Below are 25,734 nucleotides of genomic sequence, written 5' to 3' on the forward strand. Positions count from 1 at the left end.
AGGATCCTCACGAACGGCCGCACAGGGCCCGGAACCTTTCCGACGGCATCCCGCCGCCGGCCCCCCACGAGACGGACAGGACCACCATGTCGCTCACCGACGCCTCCGCGCACGACGCCGCGGACGCCACCTTCGAGGACCTCGACCTCGAGCCCGCCCAGCCCTCCCTGCTCCTGCGCGCAGGAGCCGAGGTCTTCGGAACCTTCATCCTCGTCCTCCTCGGCGTGGGAGCTGCGCTCTACACGACCTGGGTCGGGGGCAACGCCCTCGCGACCTGCCTCGCGTTCGGCCTCGGCGCCATGGCGGCGATCGCCATCATCGGCAACGTCTCGGGCGGCCACATCAACCCCGCTGTGACGCTCGGCGCGGCGATCGCCGGCCGCCTCCGCTGGGCCGACGTCCCCGTCTACTGGCTCGCCCAGGTGCTCGGCGCGACGGTCGCCGGCGCCGTCCTGCGCGCAGTCCTTCCCACGGGGTTGCCTGCCGCGACCGGGAAGGACTCGGCGGCCGCGCTCTTCTCGACGGGCGCGAACGGCTACGGAACGCACGCCGGCCTCGGCGCGGCCTCCGGGGGCGCGATCGACGTCACCCTGACGAGCGCGCTCATCATCGAGGGCGTCCTCACGATGATCCTCGTTGCCGTCGTCCTCGCCGTGATGACCACGCGGGCCGCGAGCAACCTCACGCCCCTGTGGGTCGGCCTGACGTTCACCGCGACGCTCCTCGTCGCGACGCCGTTCACGGGTGGCTCGGTCAACCCCGCCCGTTCGCTCGGCATCGCGTTCTTCGCCGAGCCGTGGGCCCTCAAGGAGGTGTGGGTCTTCGTCGTCGGGCCGCTCGCCGGTGCGATCCTCGCAGGCCTCGTCGCCCGCATCATCGCGCTCGGCGCCGCACCGATCGCGGTCGAGGACGCTCCGTATGACGTCGTCGAGATCGTCGAGATCTCCGAGGACGGCAAGCTCACCGCTGCGTCGGACGAGACCGCGTCGGACGACGCGTCGTCTGACGACACCGACGAGGAGTCCGCGCCCGCGCGTTCCTGACCGGACGGCGATGGCCCGGTGCCCCGCGAGACCTCTCGGGGCAGCGGGCCATCGTCACGCCCCACACCACACCGACTCGTAGGTCCCCAGCACCATCGAACGGTGCTCCAGCCCTACCAGTCGCACCATCCCACCGACTCGTAGGTCCCCAGCACCATCGAACGGTGCCCCAGCCCTACCAGTCGACGGGAGGGGACTGCGGCACCGTCAGTCGAGCGGGGCCGTGAGCGCGAGCGCGACGAGGACGAACGCCGCACCGAGGTAGAACGTCACGTCGAGCCAGCGGCTCCGCACCTCGAGCCCGGCGACGGGCTCCCGGACCACAAGCCGCACGAGGCCCGCGAGTGTCGACTGCGCCGCGAGCGCGAGCGCGGCGACCTTCGGCCCCGCCACCAGGGCTAGCACGCAGACGACAGCGACGAGGCCGACGTTCACCCAGATCCACACGTTGCGGCGCGGCGCGATCGCACGGGCCGCCTGCTCGGCGTCGTCGAAGTGCGCGGGCACGACAGCGTCGTCGGGAACGAGCGTCGTGCCCTCGTCCCCGTGGTCAGTCTCCCCACGTCCCGCCGGTGCGGCAGGGTCGCGCGCGACCGTCGGCCCCTGCCCGGGCTGCTCGCCCACACCCATCGGTCCTCCCAGTGACGTCACGACGTTCGAGCCTACCCGCGTCGCACGGTGCGGACGTGCCGCACCCACGTCGCACGCTCGGCCGCCGCGACTACCGTGGGAAGCGTGACCGCAACCCACACGTCCCGTCCCGGCCCCTCGTCACCAACGCCGCTCCCGAACGACGCGTCGGTGCTCGTCGTCGGTGCGGGCCTCGCGGGCCTGCGCACCGCTGCACTGCTGCGCGAGCACGGGCACGCAGGCCCCGTGCACCTCGTCGGCGACGAGCCGCACGCGCCCTACGACCGGCCGCCGCTCTCGAAGCACCTGCTCGACGACGGCTGGCACGTCGACCTCGGCGCGGATCTCGACATCGACCTCGACGCGCTCGACGTCGACGTGCGCCTTGCGACGCGGGTGACGCGGATCGACGTCGACGGCGATCGGTTCCGTGCGGAGCTCGTACCGACGGACCGCGTTGACGGGACGACGGACCGCCCGGAGACAGGCTCGTCCGGCGAGGTCGTCGTCGACGAGGTCAGCGTCGACGCCGTCGTTCTCGCGACGGGGTCGCGTGCCCGCACCGTCGTGGGGTGGGAGCACGCGCTCACGCTCCACACGCACGACGACGCGGTCCGTCTGCGCGAGCTGCTAGGCGCGCGCGAGCGGCCGCGGCTCGTGTGCATCGGCGCGGGATGGATCGGCTCGGAGGTCGCCGGCGTGGTCGCTGCGGCGGGCGCCGACGTCACCGTCGTCGAGGCGGCCCCGTATCCGTTGGCCTCGGCGCTCGGCGAGGACGGCGCGCTCGTCGCTCCGTGGTTCGCTGCGGCCGGGGTGACGCTGTTGCTCGACACGCAGGTCGCTGCCGTCGAGGCCGACAGCGTCGTCCTCGACGACGGGCGCCGGATCGACGCAGACGTCGTCCTCGCGGCGGTCGGCGCACGTCCCGCACCTGTGCCAGACGGGACGCTCGCCGACCTGCTCGCGACGGCGTTCGACGGAGACGTCGTCGTCGACGGCGCCATGCGTCCGCTCACCCGGGGGGTCGAAGCCGCGGGAGTGACTGTCCCCACGTACCTGCCCACGACGTCAGGGCCCCTGGCGCGGGTCCGCGTCGTCGGCGATGCCGCGGCGCGCGCTGCACGCTGCGGGTTCGTCCGCGGCGGGCACTGGGACGCGGCCCTCACGACGCCCGAGCTCGCGGTGCGTTCGCTGCTCGACCCGGCTGCCGACCTCGCAGATCCGGCCCCGTACGTGTTCTCGACGATGCTCGGGCACGAGGTTGCGATGTACGGCACGCGCCCGCCAGCCGCACGACCCGTCCTCCGCGGCGACCCCGCGGGCGACGACGGGTGGGCGGCGCTGTGGTTCGTCGACGGGACGGAGCCGTCGGACGCCGACGCCGGAGCGAGCTCTGCGCGCGACGACGGTCTACGGACGCTCGCGGGGATCCTCGTCGTCGACCGCCCACGCGACGCCGCAGCCGCACGCCGCCTCTTCCGCGCGACGCCCCGCCCCCGCCTCGACCCGACCCGTGCCGCCGACCCGTCGGTGCCGCTGCGCTGACCCGACTCCCCTGTCAAACCAGCCGCCTGCTACTCCCCTCCTCGTTCCGATAGCCGATCCGGCCGCTTCTCGTGTGCGGATCCGCTATCGAGCACGAGGACTCGCCGACCCCACCCGGCCCTGACTGCATCCCGCACTCATCGATAGCGGATCCGGACATCCGAGGTGAACAGATCCGCTATCGAGCAAACGCGTCAGTGGCTCGATAGCCGATCGGGCCACCTCACGTGCATGGATGGGCTATCGAGCCACGACGACGCTGGGCACGACGAGGCGCAGGACACGACGACGCTGGGCACGACGAGGCTCGGGACACGACGAGACTCTGGGCACGACGAGGTGCAGGACGCGACGAGACTCTGGGCACGACGCGGCTCAGGACACGACGAGACTCTGGGCACGACGAGGCGCAGGACACGACGGGACTCTGGGCACGACGAGGTGCAGGACACGACGAGACTCTGGGCACGACGAGGCGCAGGACACGACGACGGCGCGGGGCGCGACGACGGCCCTCCCGCGCGCAGAGCGCGGGAGGGCCGTCGTCGCGGAGCGGCTCAGTGCGCGAAGTGGCGCGTGCCCGTGAGGTAGAGCGTCACGCCGGCGGCGGCCGCGGCGGCGATGACCTCGTCGTCGCGCACGGACCCACCCGGCTGGACGACCGCGCGCACGCCGGCGTCGAGCAGCACCTGAAGGCCGTCGGCGAACGGGAAGAACGCGTCCGACGCCGCGACAGCCCCGGCCGCGCGCTCGCCCGCACGCTCGACCGCGAGGCGGCACGAATCGACGCGGTTGACCTGGCCCATGCCGACGCCGACCGACGCGCCCCCGGCCGCGAGGAGGATTGCGTTCGACTTCACGGCACGCACCGCGCGCCACGCGAACGCGAGGTCCGCGAGCGTCGCGTCGTCGGCCGCCTCGCCGGTAGCGAGCGTCCAGGTCGTCGGGTCGTCGCCCGCCGCGTCGAGGCGGTCGACGGCCTGGACGAGCAGCCCGCCGGAAATGGGGCGCGTCTCGACGGGTGCGGACGGCTCCGCGTCGACGAGCAGGAGACGCACGTTCTTCTTGGCGCGCAGGATGTCGAGGGCCTCGGGCTCGTAGCCAGGCGCGACGACGACCTCGGTGAAGACCTCCGCGATCTGACGCGCGGCCTGCGGCGAGACGATGTCGTTGAGGGCGATGACGCCGCCGAACGCGGACAGCGGGTCGCACGCGTGCGCCTTGGCGTGCGCATCGGCGATGTCGGTGCCGACCGCGATGCCGCACGGGTTGGCGTGCTTGATGATCGCGACGGTCGGCTGCTCGCCGTGGTCGTGCGCGGCGCGCCACGCAGCGTCCGCGTCGACGTAGTTGTTGTAGCTCATGGCCTTGCCGTGCAGCTGCGTGGCCTGCGCGAGGCCGTCCGTCGAGCCGTCGATGTAGAGCGCCGCGCGCTGATGGGGGTTCTCGCCGTAGCGCAGGACGTCGGCGCGCGTCCATGTGCCGCCCAGCCACGACGGGAAGCCCGTCGAGACCTGCGCGCCGTCGACCTCGACGGCGTCGTTCGGAGAGACGACCGAGCCCATCCACGAGGCGACGGCGACGTCGTACGACGCCGTGTGGATGAACGCGGCGGTCGCGAGCGCCTTGCGCTCCGCGTACGTGAAGCCGCCCGCGCCGAGCGCGGCGACGACCGAGCCGTACTGCGCCGGGTCGGTGACGACGGCGACCGACGGGTGGTTCTTCGCGGCCGCGCGCACCATCGTGGGGCCGCCGATGTCGATCTGCTCGACGCACTCGTCGGGGCTCGCCCCGGACGCGACGGTCGCCGTGAACGGGTAGAGGTTGACGATGACGAGCTCGAACGGCGCGACACCGAGCTCGTCGAGCTGCGCGAGGTGGTCGTCCTTGCGGGTGTCCGCGAGGATCCCGGCGTGGACGCGCGGGTGGAGCGTCTTGACGCGCCCCTCGAGGCACTCGGGGAAGCCCGTGAGGTCCTCGACGCCCGTGACGGCGATGCCCGCGGCGGCGATCGTGCCAGCGGTCGAGCCGGTCGAGACGATCTCGACGCCCGCGTCCGCGAGCGCGCGGGCGAGTTCGATGAGGCCGGTCTTGTCGTAGACGGAGACGAGAGCGCGACGCACCGGGCGTCGAGCGTCGTCCGCAAGCGCGGGGGCGGGGGTGTGAGCGGCGGACATGAGGGGCTCCTCGGGGTTCGCTGACGGCGGGTGTGCCGGGACGCCCAGGCGGGCGGCGTACCACGATCGCGTTCCTCGGCCGCTCCCCGGTGGTTCACCCCACCTGCGCCAGTCACGACCGGGACCATCCTAGCGGGCGAGGCTCCGACGCTGCAGAGATGCGCGTCACGTCCGGGCGACGTGGCTGCGGTGCGTCTGCCTGGTGCGGGCGCCGCGCCGCGGCTAGCGTCGTCAGTATGAGCATCGACCCGCGTTTCGCCGCCGCCCTCGCCGACCAGATCACGCTCGAGCTCGAGTCGTCGATCGCCTACCTCCAGCTCTCGATCGCCCTCGAGAACCATGACCTGTCGGGCATGGCCCGCTGGATGCGCCTGCAGTCCGACGAGGAGCGCGTCCACGCCGCGAAGTTCACCGCGCACGCGACCGACCGCGGCCTCGCACCGCAGATCGGCGCGATCGCCTCCCCCGTCATCGACACATCGAGCGTCGTCAAGTGCTTCGAAGCGTCCCTCGCGCACGAAAAGAAGGTCTCGGAGTCGATCCGCAACCTCTACCGCCTCGCGCAGGAGGTCGGCGAGATCGACGTCATCCCGCTGCTCCACTGGTTCATCGACGAGCAGGTCGAGGAGGAGGCGAGCGTCGGGGAGATCCTCGGCCGCCTGCGCCTCGTCGGCGACGACGGCTCGGGCCTGCTGCGCATCGACGACCAGCTCGGCTCGCGTGCGGGCGCCGACGCGGCGGCCGAGACGCACTGACCGGCTCCGGCTCCCGCTCCCGCGACGCAGCACCTTCCGAGAACGACTCGTAGGCCCTCAGCACCGTTCGATGGTGCTGAGGGACTACGAGTCGAAACCCTCTGACGGCTCGTAGCACCGTTGCACACTCCGCCGCGCACACCGCGTGCGCGGGAGCGTGCAGGGACGCTACGAGTCGAGGGGGTCGGGGGTTGCGAGAGCGCCGAACGACGTCGCGAGATCGTCGGGGAGACCGACGACAAGGAGCCCGTCGTCCAGCGGCACCTCCGTCACCGCGCTCCGGCGACCGTCCGTCACCGTGACCCGCGCGACCGCTCCCGCACGCAGCTCGACATCCCGACGGATCGACACGAGCCGCAGCCCTGGACGCACACGGCCGAGCATCTCGTACCAGCCGCCGAGGTCGTCGAGCAGCTCGACCCACTTCTCGCGCGGCGTGATCGGCTCCTTCGGGAACCGCTTCGGCGTCCACACGCGCGGCGCCACCGGACCCAGTGCACCGGACACCGCCGCCTCGAGCCCGGCGTCGCTCACCACCAGAGGGACGACGACGGTGCGGCCTCCGACGAGCGCGAGGGTCGCGATCGAGCCACGTGCGTGGTTCGGCACCGCCTCACCGACGTCGACGGCCACGACGACGGGCTCGGCCTGACCGCGTTCGAGCGCCGCAAGGCGCAGCAGCAGTTCACCGGGCGCGAGTTGGCTCTCGCCCATCGTGCTCCTTCGGTCGTCGGTCTGCGGTTCACGCTACGCCGGTCGCGGACGGTAGGCGGGTCACCGCCACGGCGCTGACCTGGCTGAGCTGGGCGGGTGGTCGGTCCCGTCCGGCCACCCCGCCCCGACTCGTAGCATCCCTGCACACTCGAACACTGCCCATGCAGTGTGCACACGCGCTACGAGTCGACTCGCTGGGATGACTCGTAGGGCCCCAGCACCATCGAACGGTGCTGGGGCCCTACGAGTCGGAACGAGTCAGCGGCCGATGCGCGTGCGGCGCCCATCGACGACGAGGCCTTCCCGTGCAATACGCCCGACCTTCTCGACGAGCATCGCCCGCTCGACGACCTTGATGCGCTCGTGCAGCGTCTCCTCGGTGTCGTCGTCGGTGACGTCGACCGCGACCTGGGCGACGATCGGCCCCGTGTCGACCCCGGCGTCGACGAGATGCATCGTGGCCCCCGTGACACGAGCACCGCCCGCGAGCGCGTCGCGCACGCCGTGGGCGCCCGGGTACGACGGCAGCAGCGCGGGGTGCGTGTTGAGGGTGCGGCCGCCGAAGCGGGCGAGAAACGCCGCCCCGAGGATCTTCATGAAGCCCGCCGAGACGACCCAGTCGGGAGTGAAGACGCCGACGGCCTTCGCGAGCGCCGCGTCCCACTCCTCGCGCGAGCCGAAGTCGGTGACCTGCACGACCGCGGTCGGCACACCCGCAGCCCGCGCATGGTCGAGCCCGCCGATGCCCGGCCGGTCCGCCACGACACCGACGACGCGTGCTCCGTAGGCCGGGTCGTCATGCGCGTCGAGCAGCGCACGCAGGTTCGACCCGGTCCCCGAGACGAGGACGACGAGGCGGACGGCGTCGGTCCGTCCGGCGGCGGAGGGGTGAGGAACGAGGCTCTCGGAGTCGGTCACGGCACCACGGTAGCGGCGGCGCCGCGCCTCGGCAGCGTCGTCCGCGGGCGTCGCTGACACCCGTGCTCCGCGCCCACCACGACCCGGCGCGCGCACCGACGGGTCCGTGCGTCGTGCGACGGGTCTCAGTCGGCCGACGGGGCGCTCGCGCTCGTCGTACCGCTCGCGGTCGAGGTCGTCGAGCCGCCGGACGTCACCGTGCGGGTCGTCGGCGTCGTGAGGGTCGTGCGCGCCGTCCGGGCGCTCGGGCCCGTCCGCGGCGTCGCCGCCGTGCCCTGCCCCGTCGTGCCCTGCCCCGTCGTGCCCTGCCCCGTCGTGCCCTGCCCCGTCGTGCCCTGCCCCGTCGNTGATGTCTCGACGTCGAGACATTCATGCCGGTCGAGGGAAGGACGAAGCAGGGTGGACCTGTTCGAATACCAGGCGCGCGACATCTTCGAGAAGCACGGCGTCCCCGTGCTCGGTGGCGTCATCGCCCGGAGCGCGTCGTTCGACGCGTCGACCCAGCGGCTCACGCCGACGATCGTCACGAGGACGACAGGTCGGTCCGGCCCGACGGCCGCGAGCGTCTCCCGCAGCGCGGCCTTCTGTGTGTCGTCGTGCAGGCCCGCGTTCGTGCCGAAGACGAGCACGACGTGGTCGCGCAGCGTGCCCGCCTCGGCGTGCGCGCGCACGAGACCGACCGCGTCCGGCCACTGACGGATCGGCTTCGCGTCGATCGCGATGCCCGGCATCTCCGCGAGGACGCCCGGGGCGACACCCGAGAGCACGGAGTCGCCGAAGGCGGAGACGACGCGGCCGTCGACGGGCCCCTTCGTCGCAGCGTTCGGCGGGGTCGTCGTGGGCTTCTCCGGCGGAGTCGGGTCCTCGGTCGGAGTGCCGGTCGGCTTCGTCGTCGGCTTCTCCGTCGGTGTGCCCGTCGGCGTCGGGGAGTCCGTCGGCGTCGTCCCGCCCCCGCCCGTCGGACCGGGCGCCGTCGGCGCCACCGGCGGCGGCCCCTGCGCCGCGAGCCCCTCCTCGATCATGCGCTGGGCCGACGACATCGTCGGCGCAGTGACGAGCACGACGACGAGCGCGAGCGTCCACACGACCGGCAGCCCGACCGCGACCCGTGCGAACGCCGGACGCGCCGCGACGAGCCGCTCCCGCACCGCACGCCACGCACCCCGGTAGCCGAGCGCCCGCACGGGCGTCTCGACGAACCGGAACGAGAGCTCCGTGAGCAGGACCGTCACCGCGAGCGCGAGGACCGCCGCGACGTGCCAGCGTGCCGTCCCCGGCGTCGCGTCGAGCGCGGCCGTGACGACGAGCAGGACCGGCCAGTGCCACAGGTAGAGGCCGTACGAGCGCTCGCCGACGATCCGCAACGGCGTCGCGTCGAGCGCGCGGGTCCACCGCCCGGGGCGCGTCGCACCGAGGACGACGACGAGCGCGAGGACGGACACGACGGCGATACCCCCGCGGTACGTCCACAGCGCGTCGTCGCGGACGACGACCATCGCGACGACGACACCCACGAGCGCGGCCGGCGGCGCCCACGGCGGGACGAGCGGCCGGCCGCGCACCGCCCGCCACGCGAGTGCCCCTGCGACGCCGAGGAGCACCCCGAAGATGTGGGTGTCCGTGCCGTAGTAGACACGCGTCGGGTCCGCTCCGTCGACGAGCACGGCCATCGCGACCGCGGACGCGACCGCGGCCGCGCCGACGAGCACGGCCCTCCCCCGCCACGTCGGGACGACGACGAGCAGCAGGACGAGCACGAGCGGCCACAGGACGTAGAACTGCTCCTCGATCGCGAGCGACCACAGCGGTTGCAGGAGCACGGGTGCGGTGCGGTCGAAGTAGCTGCCGCCCGACGCGATCTCGAGCCAGTTCGTCGAGAACGTCGCGGCCCCGAGCACCTGCCGTCGGATGCCGACGAGCAGGTCGCGCTCGACGAGCGCGGCCGCCACCGTGCTCACCGCGACGACACCCACGAGCGCCGGCAGGAGCCGGCGCGCACGGCGCAGCCAGAAGCGCGGCAGGTCGATCTTCCCGTGGCGCTGCGCCTCGCGGAGCAGCAGCGTCGTGATGAGGAAGCCGGAGACGACGAAGAACACGTCGACGCCGAGGAACCCGCCCGGCAGCGTGCCGGGCCACAGGTGGTAGACGAGCACCGCGACGACCGCGACCGCACGCAGCCCGTCGAGCCCGCCGAGGTGCTGCGACCCGGCCGGTTGCACGTCCGTCGGGCCGCCGTGCGTGCGCGGCGTACCCCAGGCAGGAGCCGGCACGGCGGTGCGCACGGCGGTGCGCGGCGGAGGCAGAGGCACCGGTCCTGGCCGCGCAGGCCGCGGGTCGGCGTCGTGCAGTTCGTCGTCGCGCACGCTACCTCCGTCCCGGGCAGTGTCCTCCGATGATCTCCCCACGATTGTCACCCTCAGTGCCCCGACGCCGTGCGCGCGGCACGCCGTCCGGCGGCGCCCCTCGCCTAGGTCCTCACCCCGGCCCGCGCCGCTCCTCATCGGAGGCGCCCGACGGATATCACGGACCATCGGCCCCACCGGAGGGGGACCTTCGCCCCGCAGTCACGGCACTCGCCCGCCAGCTGGGGCAGCCTCGAGCTCCCCCACCGCACGTTCATGCCGCCCATGGGCACGCACACGGCGCTGCCTGACGGAAGGCTGCACCCCCGGCTCGTAGGTCTGGAGCACCGTCGAACGGTGCTCCAGACCTAAGAGCCGTGCGGGAGGGTCGGCTAGAGCTTCTCGACCGGGGCGTAACGCAGCAGCAGTCTTTTGATGCCGTCGGCACCGAAGTCGATCTTCGCGACCGCGTTCCTGCCGGTGCCCTCGACCGTGACGACCTTGCCCATGCCGTACGTGTCATGCGTGACGCGGTCACCGACCGCGAGGTCCGGCGCGGGGCCGTCGTTCTTGGTCCCGGAGCCGAACGACGGCGAAGGCGGGTCCGCACGGCGTGACGTCACGACGCTCGAGCGCGCGCCCGAGCCGCCCGGACCACCGCCGTCGCCCCAGCCGCCTCGGTAGCCGTCGGAGTCCCGGCGTCCGCCGTACGAGGAGCCGCCGTAGAGCGAGCCGCCGCGCAGCGTCGACATCGACGACTCCTTGCGACGCCAGTCGAGCAGCGGCTCGGGGATCTCGTCGAGGAAGCGGCTCGGCGGGAACTCCTGCGCCTGACCCCACGCCGAGCGCACCGCGGACCGCGTGAGGTAGAGCCGTTCGCGGGCGCGCGTGATGCCGACGTACGCGATGCGACGTTCCTCGGCGAGCTCGGCGTCGTCGTGGAGCGACCGCAGGTGCGGGAAGGTGCCGTCCTCCATGCCGGTGAGGAACACGACGGGAAACTCGAGCCCCTTGGCCGTGTGGAGCGTCATGAGGGTGACCATGCCCTGCTCGACGACGGGCGCACCGTCGCGGTCGCCCGCGGCGTCGTCGGCCGACGGGATCTGGTCGGAGTCCGCGACGAGCGAGACGCGCTCGAGGAAGTCCGCGAGGTCGCCCTCGGGGTCGAGCTGGCTGAACTCGGTCGCGACCGCGTGGAGCTCGGCGAGGTTCTCGACGCGCGTCGCGTCCTGCGGGTCCTCGCTGCCCCGCAGCTCGGCGAGGTAGCCCGTGCGGTCGAGCACGGCGGCGAGGACGTCGGCGGGCTTGGCGCCCGACTCGGCGAGCGCACGCATCTCGGCGAGAAGCTCGGCGAACGCTGCGAGCGGCTTCGTCGTGCGGCTCGTAAGGCCCGGGATCTCGTCCGCGCGGGCGAGTGCCGCGCCGAACGAGATCCGTTCACGCGCTGCAAGGTCCGCGACGACGGCCTCGGCGCGGTCGCCGAGGCCGCGCTTGGGGACGTTGAGGATGCGCCGAAGGTTGACGTCGTCGTCCGGGTTCGCGATGGCGCGCAGGTACGCGACCGCGTCCTTGATCTCGCGACGCTCGTAGAAGCGCGTGCCGCCGACGACCTTGTAGGGGATGCCGACGCGGATGAGCACCTCCTCGAGCGCGCGCGACTGCGCGTTCGTCCGGTAGAAGATCGCGACGTCGCCCGGGCGGACGCCCTCGGAGTCGTGGAGGCGATCGATCTCCTCCGCGACGAAGCGCGCCTCGTCGTGCTCGTTGTCCGCGGTCCATCCGACGATCTGCGCGCCATCGCCCGCGTCCGTCCAGAGCTTCTTGGGTCGGCGGTCGGCGTTGCGTGCGATGACGGCGTTCGCGGCCGAGAGGATCGTCTGCGTCGAGCGGTAGTTCTGCTCGAGGAGGATCGTGCGCGCCTGCGGGTAGTCCTTCTCGAACTCGAGGATGTTGCGGATCGTCGCGCCGCGGAACGCATAGATCGACTGGTCGGAGTCGCCGACGACCGTGAGCTCGCCCGCGGGCAGCGCGTGCGGGTGCTCGGCGTCCGGGCCGGTGCCCGTGAGCTCCTTGACCAGCACGTACTGGGCGTGGTTGGTGTCCTGGTACTCGTCGACGAGGATGTGCCGGAAGCGCCGCCGGTAGTGCTCGGCGACGGCCGGGAACGCCTGGAGCAGGTGGACGGTCGTCATGATGATGTCGTCGAAGTCGAGGGCGTTCGCGGCCTGCAGGCGCGCCTGGTACCGCGTGTACGCCTGGGAGAGCACCGAGTCGAACGCGCCGCCGGACGTCGAGTCGTCCTCGCGGCCTGCGCGCGAGGCGAAGTCGTCGGGGTCGACGAGCTCGTTCTTGAGGTCCGAGACCCGGTTGAGGAGCTGGCGCGGCGGGAACTTTTTGGGGTCGAGGTCGAGCTCGCGGCACACGAGCGTCATGAGCCGCTGGGAGTCCGCCGCGTCGTAGATCGAGAAGCTCGAGCGCAGCCCCGCGTGCTCGTGCTCGCGGCGCAGGATGCGCACGCACGCCGAGTGGAACGTCGAGACCCACATGCGGCGCGCATCCGGCCCGACGAGCGCCTCGACGCGCTCACGCATCTCCGCCGCCGCCTTGTTGGTGAACGTGATCGCGAGGATCTGCGACGGGTACGCACGGCCGGTCGCGAGCAGGTAGGCAATGCGGTGCGTGAGGACGCGCGTCTTACCCGAGCCTGCGCCCGCGACGATGAGCAGGGGCGACCCGCCGTGCTCGACGGCCGCGCGCTGCTCGGGGTTGAGCCCGACCAGCAGGTCGGCCGGGTCGGGGCCTGCGAGCGCGTCGTCGTGCTCCGGCTCCGTCCACGTGCGCGGCGCGACCGACGGCAGGCGCGCGGAGTCGTCGAAACCGGGCAGGGCGAGGGAGTCGAAGAGTGAGCTCATAGCGGCACCAGCCTAAGCCGCGCCACCGACATCGGGGCTCGCGGCCGCCCCTCTCCGGAGAATCCGCGCAGATGGCGACCGGGAGTGACCATCTGCGCGGATTCTTGGCTGTCGGGATCGCTAGGTGACGGCGAGACCCACGATCCACGCGACCGTCGCGACGATCGCCCCCGCGAGCTCGACGAGGATCGACAACCCCGTCGCCCTGAGCGCGACGAGCGTCGCCCGCCACGCCGCCGTCGTGTCCCAGTCACGCTTCGTCGCCTCGGCGACGTAGACGCCCAGCGGGAACCCGACGAGCATCCCGACGACGGGGATGACGAAGAATCCGATGATCCCGCCGACGACGCCCCACCAGAGGGTCGAGGACCTCACGTCGTTGCGCAGCATGTACCGCCCCGCGGCGAAGTACTTCCCGACGGCGGCCGCCACCGTCGCGAGCGCCGCGACGGCGAGCACCGCCCACGCGACCCCTCCGGTGAAGATCGCCCACACGAGGATCGCGCCGAGCACGACGAACCCTCCGGGCAGCACCTGCACAAGAACGCCGAACAGGCCCAGCACGATGACGAGGCCGACGAGCAGCTCACCCCAGAGTTCCATAGGACGAGGCTACGGCCCGAGGCCGGTCGTCAGCGAAGCCCGCGGGCGCAGGTCGCTCAGCCCTTGGCCGGGACCTCGACGATGTCGATCGAGTCGCGGACCTTCGTCGCGAGCTCCGGGTCGACCGTGCCCGTGGCGCTCAGCGTGACGACGACGGTCTGGTCAAGCTCGTCGTCGTGCAGGCCCCACGCCACGAGGTTGTAGGCGCCGTCGCCGTAGACGACGTCCCAGACCCACATCTCGCGGCCGTCGCCCCGCTCGACCTCACTCATGTTCGTGGGGGTGTCGGGGATGATCCCTGCGAAGTCACGGATGTCGTTCAGTGCGCCGCGCGCGGTGCGCGCCTCGTTCCGGGTCCCGGCGAGCAGGCGCACCGCGAAGCCGTCGCCCGCGGCGTCCTGGCGGGCGATCGCGTAGAAGCCCGTCGGCGTTCCCTCGACCCAGGTCGACGGCACGGCGACCGACGTGCTGTCCTCGACGACGCGCACGAAGCCGTCGGGGGTCGGGGCGTCGGGCGTGCCGCACCCTGCGAGCGCGGCGACGAGTGCGACGACGGCCCCGAGCGCGGCGGCGCGTCGCCACGGCGCCCGCGTCGCCGACGGTGCGGCGGCAGGACCGGGTGCGACCGCGGAGCGCGCGGGCAGCCCCGCCGCGGCAGGCACGTGGGCGAGGGATCGCCGTCTCACGGTCGCATGACCTCCTCAGGTCCGAGCATCGGTCGCCCGCCAGACTCTCCCGGGAGGAGGCGGGCCGCAACCGGACGCGGCGCGCGAGGGCGCACGGCGGGCCGGCGACCGCGTCCCGGTCCGTCGTGGGGGGGGGACGCCGACGGCCCCGGTCGCGCCGAGGGGCGCGGCCGGGGCCGTCGGGTGCTGCGTGGCCGATCAGGCCTCGACGCCGTGCTTCTCGCCCCAGCCAACGGCGAGCGACACGTTGAGCACGACGAGCGCGAGGAGGCCGACGAGGTAGCCCTTCGTCACGCGCTCGGGCTTCTTCTCGCCGAGGATCGTCATGACGACGACGGCGATGGTGACGAGCGTCTTGATGCCGATCTTCATGTGGTTGACCTTGCCGTCGCCCATCTCGGCCAGGCCGACGAGCAGAAGACCCGTGACGAGGGCAGTGAGCGCGGCGTGCATCGTGCCCTTGGCGAGGCGCGGCTCCTTGAGCGTGACGATGACGCCGCCGAGGATCATGGCCCAGCTGACGACGTGGAGGATGAGGAAGATCTTGTAGACGAGGTCCATGCCGTCATCGTAGGGATGACGGGCATGACGGTGCGACCCCGAAGCGACACGTCGTCACGAAATGGCGGTGAGGTCCCTCACAGGAGCCGCCGGGCCGCCGCCCAGCGCGTGAGCTCGTGCCGTGACGAGAGCTGCAGCTTGCGGAGCACCGACGACACGTGGGTCTCGACGGTCTTCACCGAGATGAAGAGCTCGGAGGCGACCTCCTTGTACGCGTAGCCGCGTGCGATGAGCCGCATGACCTCCTGCTCGCGCGCCGAGAGTCGGTCGAGCTCGTCGTCGTGCACGGCCGTGTCCGCGGCAGCCGTGCCGAACGCGTCGAGCACGAACCCCGCGAGGCGCGGGGAGAAGACCGCGTCGCCCCCGGCGACGCTCACGACGGCGTCGCTGAGCGCGGGTCCCTCGATCGCCTTGGTGACGTAGCCGCGAGCGCCAGCCCGGATGACCTCGACGACGTCCGCAGCCGCGTCAGAGACGCTCAACGCCAGAAAGCGCGTCGACTCACGCAGGTCCGCGCAGCGCCGCAGCACCTCGGCCCCTCCCCCGCCGGCCCCGCCGGGCAGGTGGACGTCGAGCAGAACGACCGCGGGACGCAGACGCGTGACGACGTCGACCGCCGCGTCGACGTCCGCGGCCTCGCCGACGACGTCGACGCGCGCGTCGAGGCTCGCCCGCACGCCAGCGCGGAACATGTTGTGGTCGTCGACGAGGACGACGCTCACAGGACCGTCGGGCTCGGGCACGTTCATCTGGGGCTGTCCTCCCGGCGTCCGCGCGGACGCCTCCGGGGACCATCGTGCCCTACCACCCTCGCTCGCGGGACAGAGCCCGGTCCCGGACCGGGAGGAGGCGCCTACGCCTCCGCGGTGCTCGGCGTGGCCGTGCCCGTGGCCGCCGAGCCCGATGTCGCCGAGCCGGACGTCGCGGCCGGGGCGTCGGGCTCGGCTCGCGGCACCGAGAGCCGCACCTCGGTGCCCGCGCCCTCGCGCACGACGATCTCCGCCGTGCCGCCGCGCCGCCGCACGCGTCCGAGGATCGACTCGCGCACCCCGAACCTGTCCGTCGGCACGGCGTCGAGGTCGAAGCCCTCGCCGCGGTCCCGCACGAACGCCTCGACGCGGTCGTCACGCACCTCGAGGAACAGCGAGACGGGCGGCGCACCGTGGGTCACCGCGTTGACGAGCGCCTCGCGCGTCGCCTGGAGCAGCGCCGTCGTCGCGGGCGACGGCACGCAGTCCCCGACGACCACCGTGTCGACCGTCCGCGCGGGCGCGTCCTCGCCACCTCGGAAGTGCCCGTCCTCGATCTGCCCGACGAGCCGCTTGAGCTCGGCTGCGACGCTCGTGCCCTCCTGCGGCCGATCGTCGTAGAGCCACTCCCGCAGCTCACGCTCCTGCGCACGCGCGAGGCGGGCGACCTTTTCCGAGTCATCGGCGCCGCGCCGGATGAGCGCGAGGGTCTGGAGCACGGAGTCGTGGAGGTGCGCCGCGATGTCGGCGCGCTCCGCCTCGCGCGCCCGCGCCTCGCGCTCCGCGCCGAGCTGGCGCGTGAGCCGCAGCCACCACGGCGCCGCGACGAGCGCGAGCCCCGCGAGCATGACGAACGCCGCGACGAGCGACGTCCCGAGCTCCCCTGCGGAGAGCTCGGGGCCAAGCAGGAGGACGACGCCGACGATAACGAGCAACGCACCGCCCGCGATGCGCAGCAGCGCGCCGGGCGTCCGGCCGCCCGAGCGCGCGAGCAGCCGACCGCGGTCGACGTCGTCGAGCTGGCTCCACGCGAGCAGCGCCCCAACGACGATGACGAGGACGGGCAGCACCCCTTCGACACCGACGTGCCACCCCGTCCTCAGCCCGATGAGCAGCACTGCGCCGGCGACGAGCAGGACGCCGATGAGGATGTCACGGACTGGCAGCCGTCGCAGCGTCGCGGCGGGGCCACGACTTAGCCGCGCCCGCGACGCCGGGAGCGCGTCGCCCGCGGCACGCACAGGGTCGCCCGCCGGCACGAGGAGCCAGCAGAACACGTAGATCGCGACGCCGATGCCGCCGACGAACGACAGCCCGATGAGCGCGAGACGCACGTGCCGGACCTCGAGCCCGAGGTGCGCGGCAAGACCGGCGGCGACGCCGCCGACGAGGCGCCCCGCGTCTGGGCGCAGCAGCGGCAGCCGCTCGGGCGGCGTCGCGGGCAGGAAGGGGAGCACACCCCCATCCTCGCCGACGCACACGACCCTGGGGAGGCTCCGCGGCGAGGATCAGGGTCGTCCCGTGCAAGAACCAGGGTCCGCTCAGGGTGACACCCGATGGTCCCGGGCGCCGCCGCCGGGCGAGGCTTGAGCCATGGACACGACACCGCACCCCCAGGGACCGGGCCCCACCCCGCCGCCCCAGCCCTCCGGGACCGACCGCTTCTTCGACTCGATCCGTGGCTGGGGAGTCTTCCGGGCGCAGGACCGGTGGATCGGTGGCGTCGCGCACGGCCTCGCCCGTCGCTGGGGGCTCGACCCCGTCGTCGTGCGGGCGCTCTTCGTCGCGTCGATGCTCCTCGGCGGCATCGGGCTCGTCGCGTACGCGCTCGGCTGGGCGTTCCTCCCCGAGGAGGCCGACGGTCGCATCCACGCGCAGCAGCTCGTGCGCGGTGACTTCGACGTCGCGATCGTCGGTGCGTTCCTCATGCTCGCGACCGGCTTCTCGTGGCTCGGGCCGTGGCGGCTCCTCGGCAGCTGGGGCGACGGCCTCACCGGCGCGTTCTGGGTGCTCGCGATCATCGGCGTCGTCGTGTGGATCGCGACGACGCGCCAGCAGCGCACGACGCCGCGTCCGCCTGCCTCGCCCGGCGCCGCTCCGGGGTCGCCGACATGGACGGGTGCGTCCTCGTGGTCGGGGCCGACGCCGCCCGCGCCGGCTCCCGCGTCGACCGGCTGGTCGTCGACGAGCTCGGCGAGCGCCGCGGGGCCGGCGGCCCCCGCGGCCCAGGGCCCGGCCTGGTCGACGCCCCGGACGTCGACCGCTCCCCCGGCTCCGCCCCAGCCCGTCCCAGGGTGGAAGGCTCCGAGAGGGCCCGTCGTGCTCGGCGCAGGTGCCGTGTCGGTGAGCCTCGTCGTCGGACTCACGGCACTCACCGTCGCAGGGCTCATGATCGCGCAGCGCTTCTCCGCGTTCGACGGCCCGCTCCTGCTCTCGGCGCTCGCGGTGCTCGTCGTGCTCGCTGGCGTCGCGACGATCGTCGCGGGCGTCCGTGGTCGCTCGGCCGGCTCGCTCGGCACGCTCGCGGTCCTCGCTCTCGTCATCGGCGCCCCCGCCGCGCTGTGGAACGGAGCGGGGTCACCGCTCGACGTCCGCACCGCCGAGCGCCTCGTGCTCGGCGACCGGACGAGCGCGCCGAACGACCGTGTCGTCGCCGGCCACGGCTTCGTCTTCGGGGCGGGCAGCTGGGACATTGACCTCTCCGACGTGCCGCTGAGCTCCGAGCAGCTCGTCGTCCCCGTGTCGTTCGGCATGGGCGACGCGACGATCACCCTGCCCGAGGGCGCCGCCTGGGTCGCCGACGTCCAGCTCGGCGCGGGCGACATCGAGTCGCACCTCAGCGACGGTACGACGACGTCCGTCGACGGAGTCGGCATCCGCCGCACTGTCGAGTCCGCCGCCGTCCGCGACGGCGCGACCCCCACCCTTCGTCTCGACCTCCGGGCGGGCCTCGGCTCCGTCTCGCTCACCGAGGAGTCAGCATGACCACCGATCCCACCCAGCCGCTGCCCGTGACGCCCGACGACTCCGTGACTCCTCAGGACACCGTGACGGCCGACGACACCATGGCAGACGACACGCCGCACACCGTTCCTGGTGTCGAGCCCGACGCACCGTCCGCGGGGTACACCCCGTCGGCCGAGGCCGCGACCGCCTACCCACCTCCCGCGTGGACCGCTCCGCCCGCCGATGCACCGCGCGAGGTGTCGACGAGCGTGCGCACGGGAACGATCGTCTGGGGTGCGATCCTCGTCGTCGCGGGCGTCGTCCTCGCGGCGTCCGCTGCCGGGTTCACGCTCGACGTCGGGCTCGTCGCGATCGTCGCGCTCGCCGGAGCGGGCGTCGCGCTCCTCGCCGGGGCGCTCACGACGTCCGTGCGACGCAGCCGCCGGGAGCGTGCACGCTGACACAACCCCGAGCACGACGAAGGGCCTCACCCACCGGGTGAGGCCCTTCGTCGTCGTGCGCTGCGCTCAGCGCGGCGTCACTCCTTGGTGACGGCGGCGGCCGGCGCGGGGACCGACGCGATGCGGTTGAACGCGAAGCCGAAGGCCAGCATCATGACGCCGAGGCCCATGACGAGGGCGGAGACGCCGTACGCGATGACCGAGGAGAAGAGCGACGCGCGGAGGAACGAGCCGTTCATCACCGTGGTGCGCTGGCCCTGGGCCTTCGCGGCTGCCTCGGTGTTCGTGATGACCTCGGGGGCGGCGTTGAGCTGCGTGAGGGTCGCGATGTCCAGCTTGTCAACGGCGGCGGCGATGTCCTCGGACTTCGTCGTGTCAGCAGCCTTCGCGGCCGCCTTGAGCTCGCTGACCTTCGCACCGAGCTGGGCGTAGGTCTGCCCCTCGGAGCCGGCGAGCGCGTGCTTGTTGATGACCTCGGCCTGCGCGTAGGCGGTGAACGGGCCGCCGACCTTCTTGCCGGCGAGCATGTCCGCGTCGGCGGAGATCGTGATCTCCTCGGCCTTGAGCTGGCTCGTGATCATGCCCCAGACGACACCGCCCGCGACGATGAGCACGGCGCCCGCGACGAACGACAGGATCGCGACGATCGAGACGGACTTCTTGACGTTGGCGTTCATTGGTTTCTTTCCCCTCAGGTGCCGGCCCGGGGATCCGGTCCGGTCGGTGGTTCTTGCCTCGACTCCTAAATTACGGACTGCGGAAGCCGTGATCTTGGGACCTTCGGCCACCTTTTCACGGCGGCGCCGGGTTCTTCCGTCAGAAACGCCGACTCCCGTCGCCGCAGGCTGATGCGGGTGCAGCGGCGCCCCTACCACCGCTCCGTGGCCGCGTGTCAGGACGTCGGTCCCGAGCTTCGAGGCGGGCTCCCGCACGACGACGACGGCCCGCCACCTCCGCAGAGGTGACGGGCCGTCGTCATGCCGCAGGACTGCGGCTCACTCCCACTCGATGGTGCCCGGCGGCTTGCTCGTGACGTCGAGGACGACACGGTTGACCTCGGGAACCTCGTTCGTGATGCGCGTGGAGATCTTCGCGAGGACCTCGTAGGGCACGCGCGACCAGTCCGCGGTCATCGCATCCTCGGACGAGACGGGACGCAGGACGATCGGGTGGCCGTACGTGCGGCCGTCGCCCTGGACGCCGACCGAGCGGACGTCCGCGAGGAGCACGACAGGGCACTGCCAGATCTCGCCGTCGAGGCCCGCGGCCGTGAGCTCGGCGCGCGCGATCGCGTCGGCGGCGCGCAGCAGGTCGAGCCGCTCGGCCGTGACCTCACCGACGATGCGGATGCCGAGGCCGGGGCCCGGGAAGGGCTGGCGCGCGACGATCTCCTCGGGAACGCCGAGCTCGCGGCCGACCGCGCGCACCTCGTCCTTGAAGAGGTCGCGCAGCGGCTCGACGAGTTCGAACTGGAGGTCGTCGGGCAGGCCGCCGACGTTGTGGTGGCTCTTGATGTTCGCAGCGCCCTCGCCGCCGCCCGACTCGACGACGTCGGGGTAGAGAGTGCCCTGGACGAGGAACTTCACCTCGGTGCCAGACTCGCCGGCCTCCTCGACGACCTGGCGCGCGGCGTCCTCGAAGACCCGGATGAACTCGCGGCCGATGATCTTGCGCTTGGTCTCCGGGTCGGTGACGCCGGCGAGCGCGGTGAGGAACCGCTCCTTCTCGTCGCGGACGATGAGGCGCACGCCCGTCGAGTCGACGAAGTCGCGCTCGATCTGCTCGACCTCACCGGCCCGCATGAGCCCGTGGTCGACGTGGACGCAGGTCAGCTGGTCGCCGACGGCCTTCTGGACGAGCGCAGCCGCGACGGCGGAGTCGACGCCGCCTGAGAGCGCGCAGATGACGCGTGCGTCACCGACCTGCTCACGGATCGCGGCGACCTGGTCGGCGATGACGCTGCCCGGGGTCCAGTCGCCCGCGAGACCGACGCCCTCGTAGAGGAAGTTCTCGAGGGCCTTCTGGCCGAGCGGGGAGTGCTTGACCTCGGGGTGCCACTGCACACCGAAGAGCGCGCGGTTGCGGTCCTCGAACGCCGCGACGGGCGAGCCGGGCGAGGTCGCGAGGACCTCGAAGCCCGCGGGCGCGGCGTGAACGGCGTCACCGTGGCTCATCCAGGTCGTCTGCGTGGGCGGCGAGCCAGCGAGCAGCGTACCCGTCCGGTCGATCGCGACGTCGGTGCCGCCGTACTCCCGCGTGCCCGTCCGTGCGACGGTGCCGCCGAGGGCCTGCGCCATGGCCTGGAAGCCGTAGCAGATGCCAAGCACGGGGACGCCGGCGTCGAAGATCGCCGGGTCGACCGTGGGCGCGCCCTCCTCGTAGACGGACGAGGGCCCGCCGGAGAGGATGATCGCCGCGGGCTTCTTCTCGAGCATGCGCTCGACCGACCAGGTGTGCGGGACGACCTCGGAGAACACCCGGGCCTCACGCACGCGGCGCGCGATGAGCTGGGCGTACTGAGCTCCGAGGTCGACGACGAGAACGGGTCCGTCGGGGTTCGGGGTGTTGGTCACCGGACAAGGATAGACGCCTGCGCGGCCGGGCCGCGGCGGTGCCCGCGGCTCAGGACGCGGTGCTGCCCGACGCTCCCGTGCTGCCCGGCGTCTGCGACGTGCCGGCCGCCACAGCGCGCTCCGCGCCGTCGAGCAGCGCCGTGGCCTCGGCGTGGACCTTCTTCTCGACGACGAACGACATGACAGGCACGACGCCCGCGAGGACCATCGTCGCGAGCCGTCCGGTGCCCCAGCGCATCTTCACCCACAGGTCGACGACCGTGACGAGGTACACGACGTAGACCCAGCCGTGAGCGAAGGGGATCCACGCGATCCACGCCATGAGGTCGTCGGGCGCCCGCAGCACGTACTTGACGATCATCTCGACGCACAGGACGAGCAGGAACACGCCCGTGACGAGCGCGAGCACGCGGTAGCGCGCGAGCGCGGCGCGGGTCTTCGCGATGCGGTCCGTGAGGTCTGGCGTCGGCACGGGAAGCTCCTGAAAAAAGCGTTCGGGGAATGTCGGTGGCCCGGTCCATGCTAGTCGGGTGCGTTCACTCCCCCTCGACTCCCCCGGCATCCCGGACACCCGGTCCCCGGGCCGCTTCCTCTGGTGGCAGGCCCGCCAGCAGAAGGGCCCGCTCGCGCTCGCGCTCATCCTCGGCGTGCTCACCTTCGCCTCCCAGACGGTCATGCCGTACGTCTTCGGTGTCGCGCTCGACTCGGGGCTCGAGCAGGGACTGACCTCCGAGCTCTGGCGGTGGGCGGGCATCCTCCTCGCCGCGGCTGTCGTCCAGGTCGTCACGGCCGCGTGGGGCCACCGCGCGGACGTCGTCAACTGGCTGCGCGCGTCGTTCGCGTCCTCCGAGCTCATCGGCAACCGCATCGTCGAGTCCGGCGACGCAATCAGCGAGGAGCTCCCCACGGGCGAGGTCGTCGCGACGGTCGCCTCCGATGCGCTACGCATGGGCGACATCTACGCGAACGCCGCGCGCCTCGTCGGCTCGCTGTGCGCGTACGTCGTCGTCGCCGTCATCATGCTCAACATGTCGCTCCTGCTGGGGCTCGTCGTGACCCTCGGCCTGCCGATCGTCTCGGGCATGCTCGTGCTCCTCGTCAAGCCGCTCCAGGCGCGCCAGGCGGCGCAGCGTGAGGCGCAGGGCCGCCTCACGACGCTCGGCGCGGACACCGTCTCGGGCCTGCGCATCCTGCGCGGCATCGGTGGCGAGAAGGTCTTCGCGGACCGCTACAGGGCGCAGTCGCAGAAGGTCAAGGTCGCGGGCGAGCGCGTCGCGGTCACGCAGTCGTGGCTCGACGGCCTCCAGATCCTGCTGCCCTACCTCATGCTCGCGCTCGTCCTGTGGCTCGGTGCGCGTGAGGCCGTCAAGGGCAACATCACGGCCGGTCAGCTCGTGACGTTCTTCGGCTACGCCTCGTTCCTCACGTGGCCCATGCAGAACATCGTCGAGGTCATCCAGTTCGTCACACGCGCGTTCATCGCGTCCCGCAAGATCCTCAAGGTCCTGCAGACGGTCTCGGCGACGCCCGCGTCGTCGTCACCGGCGGTCATGCCTGCCGAGGGTGCCGAGCTCGTCGACGAGGCCTCGGGCCTCGTCGTCGAGCCGGGACGGCTCGTCGCGCTCGTGTGCCAGGACCCGGACGCCTCGGCGGCCGTCGCGACCCGGCTCGGCCGGCTCGACGACGAGCTCGAGGATGCGACGCCCGTGCGTCTCGGCGGTGTCCTCCTGCGCGACCTCGACAAGGGGGCCCTGCGCCGCCGGATCGTCGTCGGCGAAGCGACGCCCCACCTCTTCACGGGGTCGCTCCGCGCGGGTCTCGACGTCCGCGGCGGCGCGTCCGATGAGCAGATCCGCGCGGCCATGCACGTCGCGGATGCGGCCGACGTCCTCGACTCGACGCCCGACGGGCTCGACGGCGAGATCACGGAGAAGGGCCGCACGCTCTCGGGCGGGCAGCGTCAGCGCGTCGCGCTCGCGCGCGCGCTCCTCACGGACGCCGAGATCCTCGTGCTCGTCGAGCCGACGAGCGCGGTCGACGCCCACACCGAGGCGCGCATCGCGGAACGTCTCGCGGCCGCGCGCCGCGGCCGGACGACGGTCCTCGTCACCGCGAGCCCGCTCGTCCTCGAGCACGTCGACGAGGTCGTGCTGCTCGAGGGCGGCACGATCGTCGCGCGCGGCCCCCGCCGCGGCCTCGTCCCCGACACGGGCGAGGACGGCCGCCGCTACCGCGCGGTCGTCGACCGCAACATGGACACCCACGACTCCCAGACCCCCGCGGAGGTGACCCGATGAGCGGGCGCAAGCTTCCCGTCGCCGACGGTCCGACGACGCGTCGGCACACCGCGGCGCTCCTGCGCCGTCACAGCCGTCCGCTCGTCGGCATCACGGTGCTCCACACGATCGCGGCCCTCGCCGGTCTCGTCGGCCCGCTCCTCGTCGGCCGTCTCGTCGACCAGATCGTCGCGGGCGCCTCCCTCGCGGTCGTCGACCAGGCGGCGCTCATCTTCGTCACGGCGATCGTCGTGCAGTCCGTGCTCGTGCGCTTCGCCCAGCGCAAGGCTCGCGTCTACGGCGAGACGATGTTCGCCGAGCTCCGCGAGGACTTCGTCGACGCCGTCACGGCGCTGCCCCTCTCGACCGTCGAGTCGGCCGGCACGGGTGACCTCGTCGGTCGCACGACGAACGACGTCGACCGTGTGCAGTTCGCCGTGCGCTTCGGCGTGCCGCGCGTCCTCGTCGCGATCATCACGATCGTCGCGACCCTCGTCGCGGCGTTCATCATCGCGCCGCAGGTGACGGTCGTCATGGTGCTCACCGCGCCGATCGTCATCATCGTCTCGCGGTGGTACCTCGCCCGGGCCACGCCCGGCTACCAGCGCGAGTCCGCCGCGTACGCAGCGCTCAACGGGACGATCACCGAGTCCGTCGAGGGTGCGCGCACGATCGACGCCCTCGCGATCGAGCAGACACGCCGCGACCGGCTGCGCGCCGACCTCCGCGAGGCCTTCGAGGCCGAGCGGTACACGCTCCGGCTGCGGACGGTCCTCACGCCCGGCCTCGACACGCCCTTCATGCTCGCGCCGATCATCCTGCTGCTCTGGGGCGCGTTCCTCATCAGCCACGGCTGGACGACGGTCGGTGACGTCACGACGATCATCCTCTACATGCGGATGATCATCGGCCCCATCTGGGAGCTCGTCTTCTGGCTCGACGAGATCCAGGTCGCGATGACGTCGCTCGGGCGCCTCTTCGGCGTGCGGCTCGTCGAGCCCGATCGCACGACGTCGGGCGTCGAGCCCACGGACGAGGTCGTGCGCACCGAGGCCGTGCGCTACGCGTACCGCGAGGGGCACGACGTCCTCCACGGCATCGACCTCGACCTGCGCCCGGGCGAGCGCCTCGCGGTCGTCGGCCCCTCGGGCGCCGGCAAGTCGACGCTCGGCCGCATGATCGCGGGGATTCACCCGCCCACTGGCGGGGCGGCGACGGTCGGCGGCGTGCCGCTCGTCGACCTTCCGCTCGAGGACCTGCGCGGCCACGTCGCGCTCGTCACGCAGGAGCACCACGTGTTCGTCGGCACGCTCGCCGACAACCTGCGCCTCGCCGACGTCACGGCAAGCGACGAAGCCCTGCTGGGGGCGCTCGACGCGGTCGCGGCGCGCACGTGGGTCGACTCGCTGCCGGACGGCATCGAGACCGAGGTCGGCTCAGGCGGTTATCCGCTCACCCCGGCGCAGGCCCAGCAGGTCGCGCTCGCGCGCCTCGTGCTGCTCGACCCGCACACGCTCATCCTCGACGAGGCGACGAGCCTCCTCGACCCGCGGGCCGCCCGCGAACTCGAGACGTCGCTCGGCGCGGTCCTTACCGGCCGCACGGTCGTCGCGATCGCGCACCGCCTCCACACGGCGCACGACGCGGACCGCGTCGCGGTGGTCGACGGTGGCCGCATCAGCGAGATCGGCCCGCACGCCGAGCTCGTCGCGGCCGGCGGCGACTACGCCGCGCTGTGGCACTCCTGGCAGAGCGAGTAGCCGAGCAGCACACTCACGCGAACCGGCCGCGACCCACCGAGATCGCGGCCGGTTCGCGTCCGTCGTCTCCCCGCCAGCCGGGA

At 72.7% G+C, this 25,734-nt stretch carries 20 protein-coding genes, 1 pseudogene and 1 riboswitch; of the genes and pseudogenes, 7 read left to right on the plus strand and 14 right to left on the minus strand.

What is annotated here, in order from left to right; translation table 11 throughout:
* The first annotated feature begins 86 nt into the window (after window positions 1-86).
* Window positions 87-1,043, plus strand: coding sequence for an MIP/aquaporin family protein (locus C1729_RS06815; protein ID WP_102509272.1), 957 nt, complete (start codon window positions 87-89; stop codon window positions 1,041-1,043).
* 207 nt (window positions 1,044-1,250) lie between these two features.
* On the opposite strand, the gene C1729_RS06820 is transcribed toward C1729_RS06815, so the two are convergent.
* Entirely contained in the window at window positions 1,251-1,694 is a 444-nt protein-coding gene (locus C1729_RS06820; protein WP_129590685.1) for a DUF3017 domain-containing protein, read from the minus strand.
* 84 nt (window positions 1,695-1,778) lie between these two features.
* On the opposite strand from C1729_RS06820, the gene C1729_RS06825 reads away from it, so the two are divergent.
* A complete protein-coding gene (locus tag C1729_RS06825) occupies window positions 1,779-3,218 on the plus strand; it encodes an FAD-dependent oxidoreductase (protein ID WP_102509274.1) in 1,440 nt (479 codons plus the stop codon).
* Window positions 3,219-3,775: 557 nt separating this feature from the next.
* On the opposite strand, the gene purH is transcribed toward C1729_RS06825, so the two are convergent.
* Window positions 3,776-5,395 (minus strand): bifunctional phosphoribosylaminoimidazolecarboxamide formyltransferase/IMP cyclohydrolase, encoded by a 1,620-nt coding sequence (purH, locus tag C1729_RS06830; RefSeq protein ID WP_102509275.1) that lies wholly within the window; start codon window positions 5,393-5,395, stop codon window positions 3,776-3,778.
* 35 nt (window positions 5,396-5,430) lie between these two features.
* Window positions 5,431-5,521: riboswitch (ZMP/ZTP riboswitch) on the minus strand.
* 110 nt (window positions 5,522-5,631) lie between these two features.
* Here purH and C1729_RS06835 point away from each other — a divergent pair.
* The gene (locus C1729_RS06835; RefSeq protein WP_102509276.1) at window positions 5,632-6,150 is read left to right on the plus strand and encodes a ferritin; all 519 of its coding nucleotides are present in this window, start codon (window positions 5,632-5,634) and stop codon (window positions 6,148-6,150) included.
* Window positions 6,151-6,318: 168 nt separating this feature from the next.
* Here the strand turns inward: C1729_RS06835 and C1729_RS06840 are convergent, their stop codons facing one another.
* The 9 genes and pseudogenes from C1729_RS06840 to C1729_RS06885 all read right to left on the minus strand — a co-directional run bounded on the left by C1729_RS06840 (window position 6,319) and on the right by C1729_RS06885 (window position 17,092).
* On the minus strand, window positions 6,319-6,864 hold the full coding sequence (locus C1729_RS06840; RefSeq protein ID WP_102509277.1) for a hypothetical protein: 546 nt from the start codon (window positions 6,862-6,864) through the stop codon (window positions 6,319-6,321).
* A gap of 258 nt (window positions 6,865-7,122) precedes the next feature.
* On the minus strand, window positions 7,123-7,782 hold the full coding sequence (purN, locus tag C1729_RS14945) for a phosphoribosylglycinamide formyltransferase (RefSeq protein ID WP_102510569.1): 660 nt from the start codon (window positions 7,780-7,782) through the stop codon (window positions 7,123-7,125).
* Between the two features lie 1,229 nt (window positions 7,783-9,011).
* Window positions 9,012-10,313 (minus strand): annotated as a pseudogene (locus C1729_RS14950) (acyltransferase family protein); the annotation flags it as partial.
* A 203-nt stretch (window positions 10,314-10,516) separates the two neighbouring features.
* The gene (pcrA, locus tag C1729_RS06855) at window positions 10,517-13,036 is read right to left on the minus strand and encodes a DNA helicase PcrA (RefSeq protein WP_102509279.1); all 2,520 of its coding nucleotides are present in this window, start codon (window positions 13,034-13,036) and stop codon (window positions 10,517-10,519) included.
* 120 nt (window positions 13,037-13,156) lie between these two features.
* Window positions 13,157-13,639: a DUF456 domain-containing protein gene (locus C1729_RS06860; protein WP_102509280.1), complete on the minus strand. Its 483-nt coding sequence runs from the start codon at window positions 13,637-13,639 to the stop codon at window positions 13,157-13,159.
* Between the two features lie 56 nt (window positions 13,640-13,695).
* Window positions 13,696-14,325 carry a hypothetical protein gene (locus tag C1729_RS06865; RefSeq protein ID WP_165375444.1) on the minus strand — a complete coding sequence of 210 codons (630 nt, stop codon included), beginning with the start codon at window positions 14,323-14,325 and terminating at the stop codon, window positions 13,696-13,698.
* 198 nt (window positions 14,326-14,523) lie between these two features.
* Window positions 14,524-14,886 carry a hypothetical protein gene (locus tag C1729_RS06875; RefSeq protein WP_102509283.1) on the minus strand — a complete coding sequence of 121 codons (363 nt, stop codon included), beginning with the start codon at window positions 14,884-14,886 and terminating at the stop codon, window positions 14,524-14,526.
* A 77-nt stretch (window positions 14,887-14,963) separates the two neighbouring features.
* Window positions 14,964-15,635 (minus strand): LuxR C-terminal-related transcriptional regulator, encoded by a 672-nt coding sequence (locus tag C1729_RS06880; protein WP_102509284.1) that lies wholly within the window; start codon window positions 15,633-15,635, stop codon window positions 14,964-14,966.
* Window positions 15,636-15,739: 104 nt separating this feature from the next.
* Window positions 15,740-17,092 carry an ATP-binding protein gene (locus C1729_RS06885; protein WP_242493746.1) on the minus strand — a complete coding sequence of 451 codons (1,353 nt, stop codon included), beginning with the start codon at window positions 17,090-17,092 and terminating at the stop codon, window positions 15,740-15,742.
* A gap of 136 nt (window positions 17,093-17,228) precedes the next feature.
* On the opposite strand from C1729_RS06885, the gene C1729_RS06890 reads away from it, so the two are divergent.
* Both C1729_RS06890 and C1729_RS06895 read left to right on the plus strand, forming a co-directional pair.
* A complete protein-coding gene (locus C1729_RS06890; RefSeq protein WP_102509285.1) occupies window positions 17,229-18,620 on the plus strand; it encodes a PspC domain-containing protein in 1,392 nt (463 codons plus the stop codon).
* The gene (locus tag C1729_RS06895) at window positions 18,617-19,042 is read left to right on the plus strand and encodes a hypothetical protein (RefSeq protein ID WP_102509286.1); all 426 of its coding nucleotides are present in this window, start codon (window positions 18,617-18,619) and stop codon (window positions 19,040-19,042) included. The genes C1729_RS06890 and C1729_RS06895 overlap by 4 nt, the downstream gene beginning before the upstream one ends.
* 77 nt (window positions 19,043-19,119) lie before the next feature.
* On the opposite strand, the gene C1729_RS14955 is transcribed toward C1729_RS06895, so the two are convergent.
* From C1729_RS14955 to C1729_RS06910, 3 genes are all read right to left on the minus strand, one after another.
* Window positions 19,120-19,719: an aromatic ring-opening dioxygenase LigA gene (locus C1729_RS14955; protein WP_242493747.1), complete on the minus strand. Its 600-nt coding sequence runs from the start codon at window positions 19,717-19,719 to the stop codon at window positions 19,120-19,122.
* 318 nt (window positions 19,720-20,037) lie between these two features.
* Window positions 20,038-21,615, minus strand: coding sequence for a glutamine-hydrolyzing GMP synthase (guaA, locus tag C1729_RS06905; RefSeq protein WP_102509287.1), 1,578 nt, complete (start codon window positions 21,613-21,615; stop codon window positions 20,038-20,040).
* A gap of 49 nt (window positions 21,616-21,664) precedes the next feature.
* Window positions 21,665-22,087, minus strand: coding sequence for a DUF3817 domain-containing protein (locus C1729_RS06910; RefSeq protein WP_242493748.1), 423 nt, complete (start codon window positions 22,085-22,087; stop codon window positions 21,665-21,667).
* Between the two features lie 58 nt (window positions 22,088-22,145).
* Between C1729_RS06910 and C1729_RS06915 the strand changes: the two genes are divergently transcribed.
* Together C1729_RS06915 and C1729_RS06920 are read left to right on the plus strand one after the other, a co-directional pair.
* Window positions 22,146-23,912 carry an ABC transporter ATP-binding protein gene (locus tag C1729_RS06915; RefSeq protein ID WP_102509288.1) on the plus strand — a complete coding sequence of 589 codons (1,767 nt, stop codon included), beginning with the start codon at window positions 22,146-22,148 and terminating at the stop codon, window positions 23,910-23,912.
* Window positions 23,909-25,651, plus strand: a complete 1,743-nt coding sequence (locus C1729_RS06920) for an ABC transporter ATP-binding protein (protein ID WP_102509289.1) — start codon at window positions 23,909-23,911, stop codon at window positions 25,649-25,651. The genes C1729_RS06915 and C1729_RS06920 overlap by 4 nt, the downstream gene beginning before the upstream one ends.
* The last annotated feature ends 83 nt before the right edge of the window (window positions 25,652-25,734 follow it).

Origin of the sequence: Sanguibacter massiliensis (assembly GCF_900240335.1) — a bacterium.
Classification (GTDB): domain Bacteria; phylum Actinomycetota; class Actinomycetes; order Actinomycetales; family Cellulomonadaceae; genus Flavimobilis; species Flavimobilis massiliensis.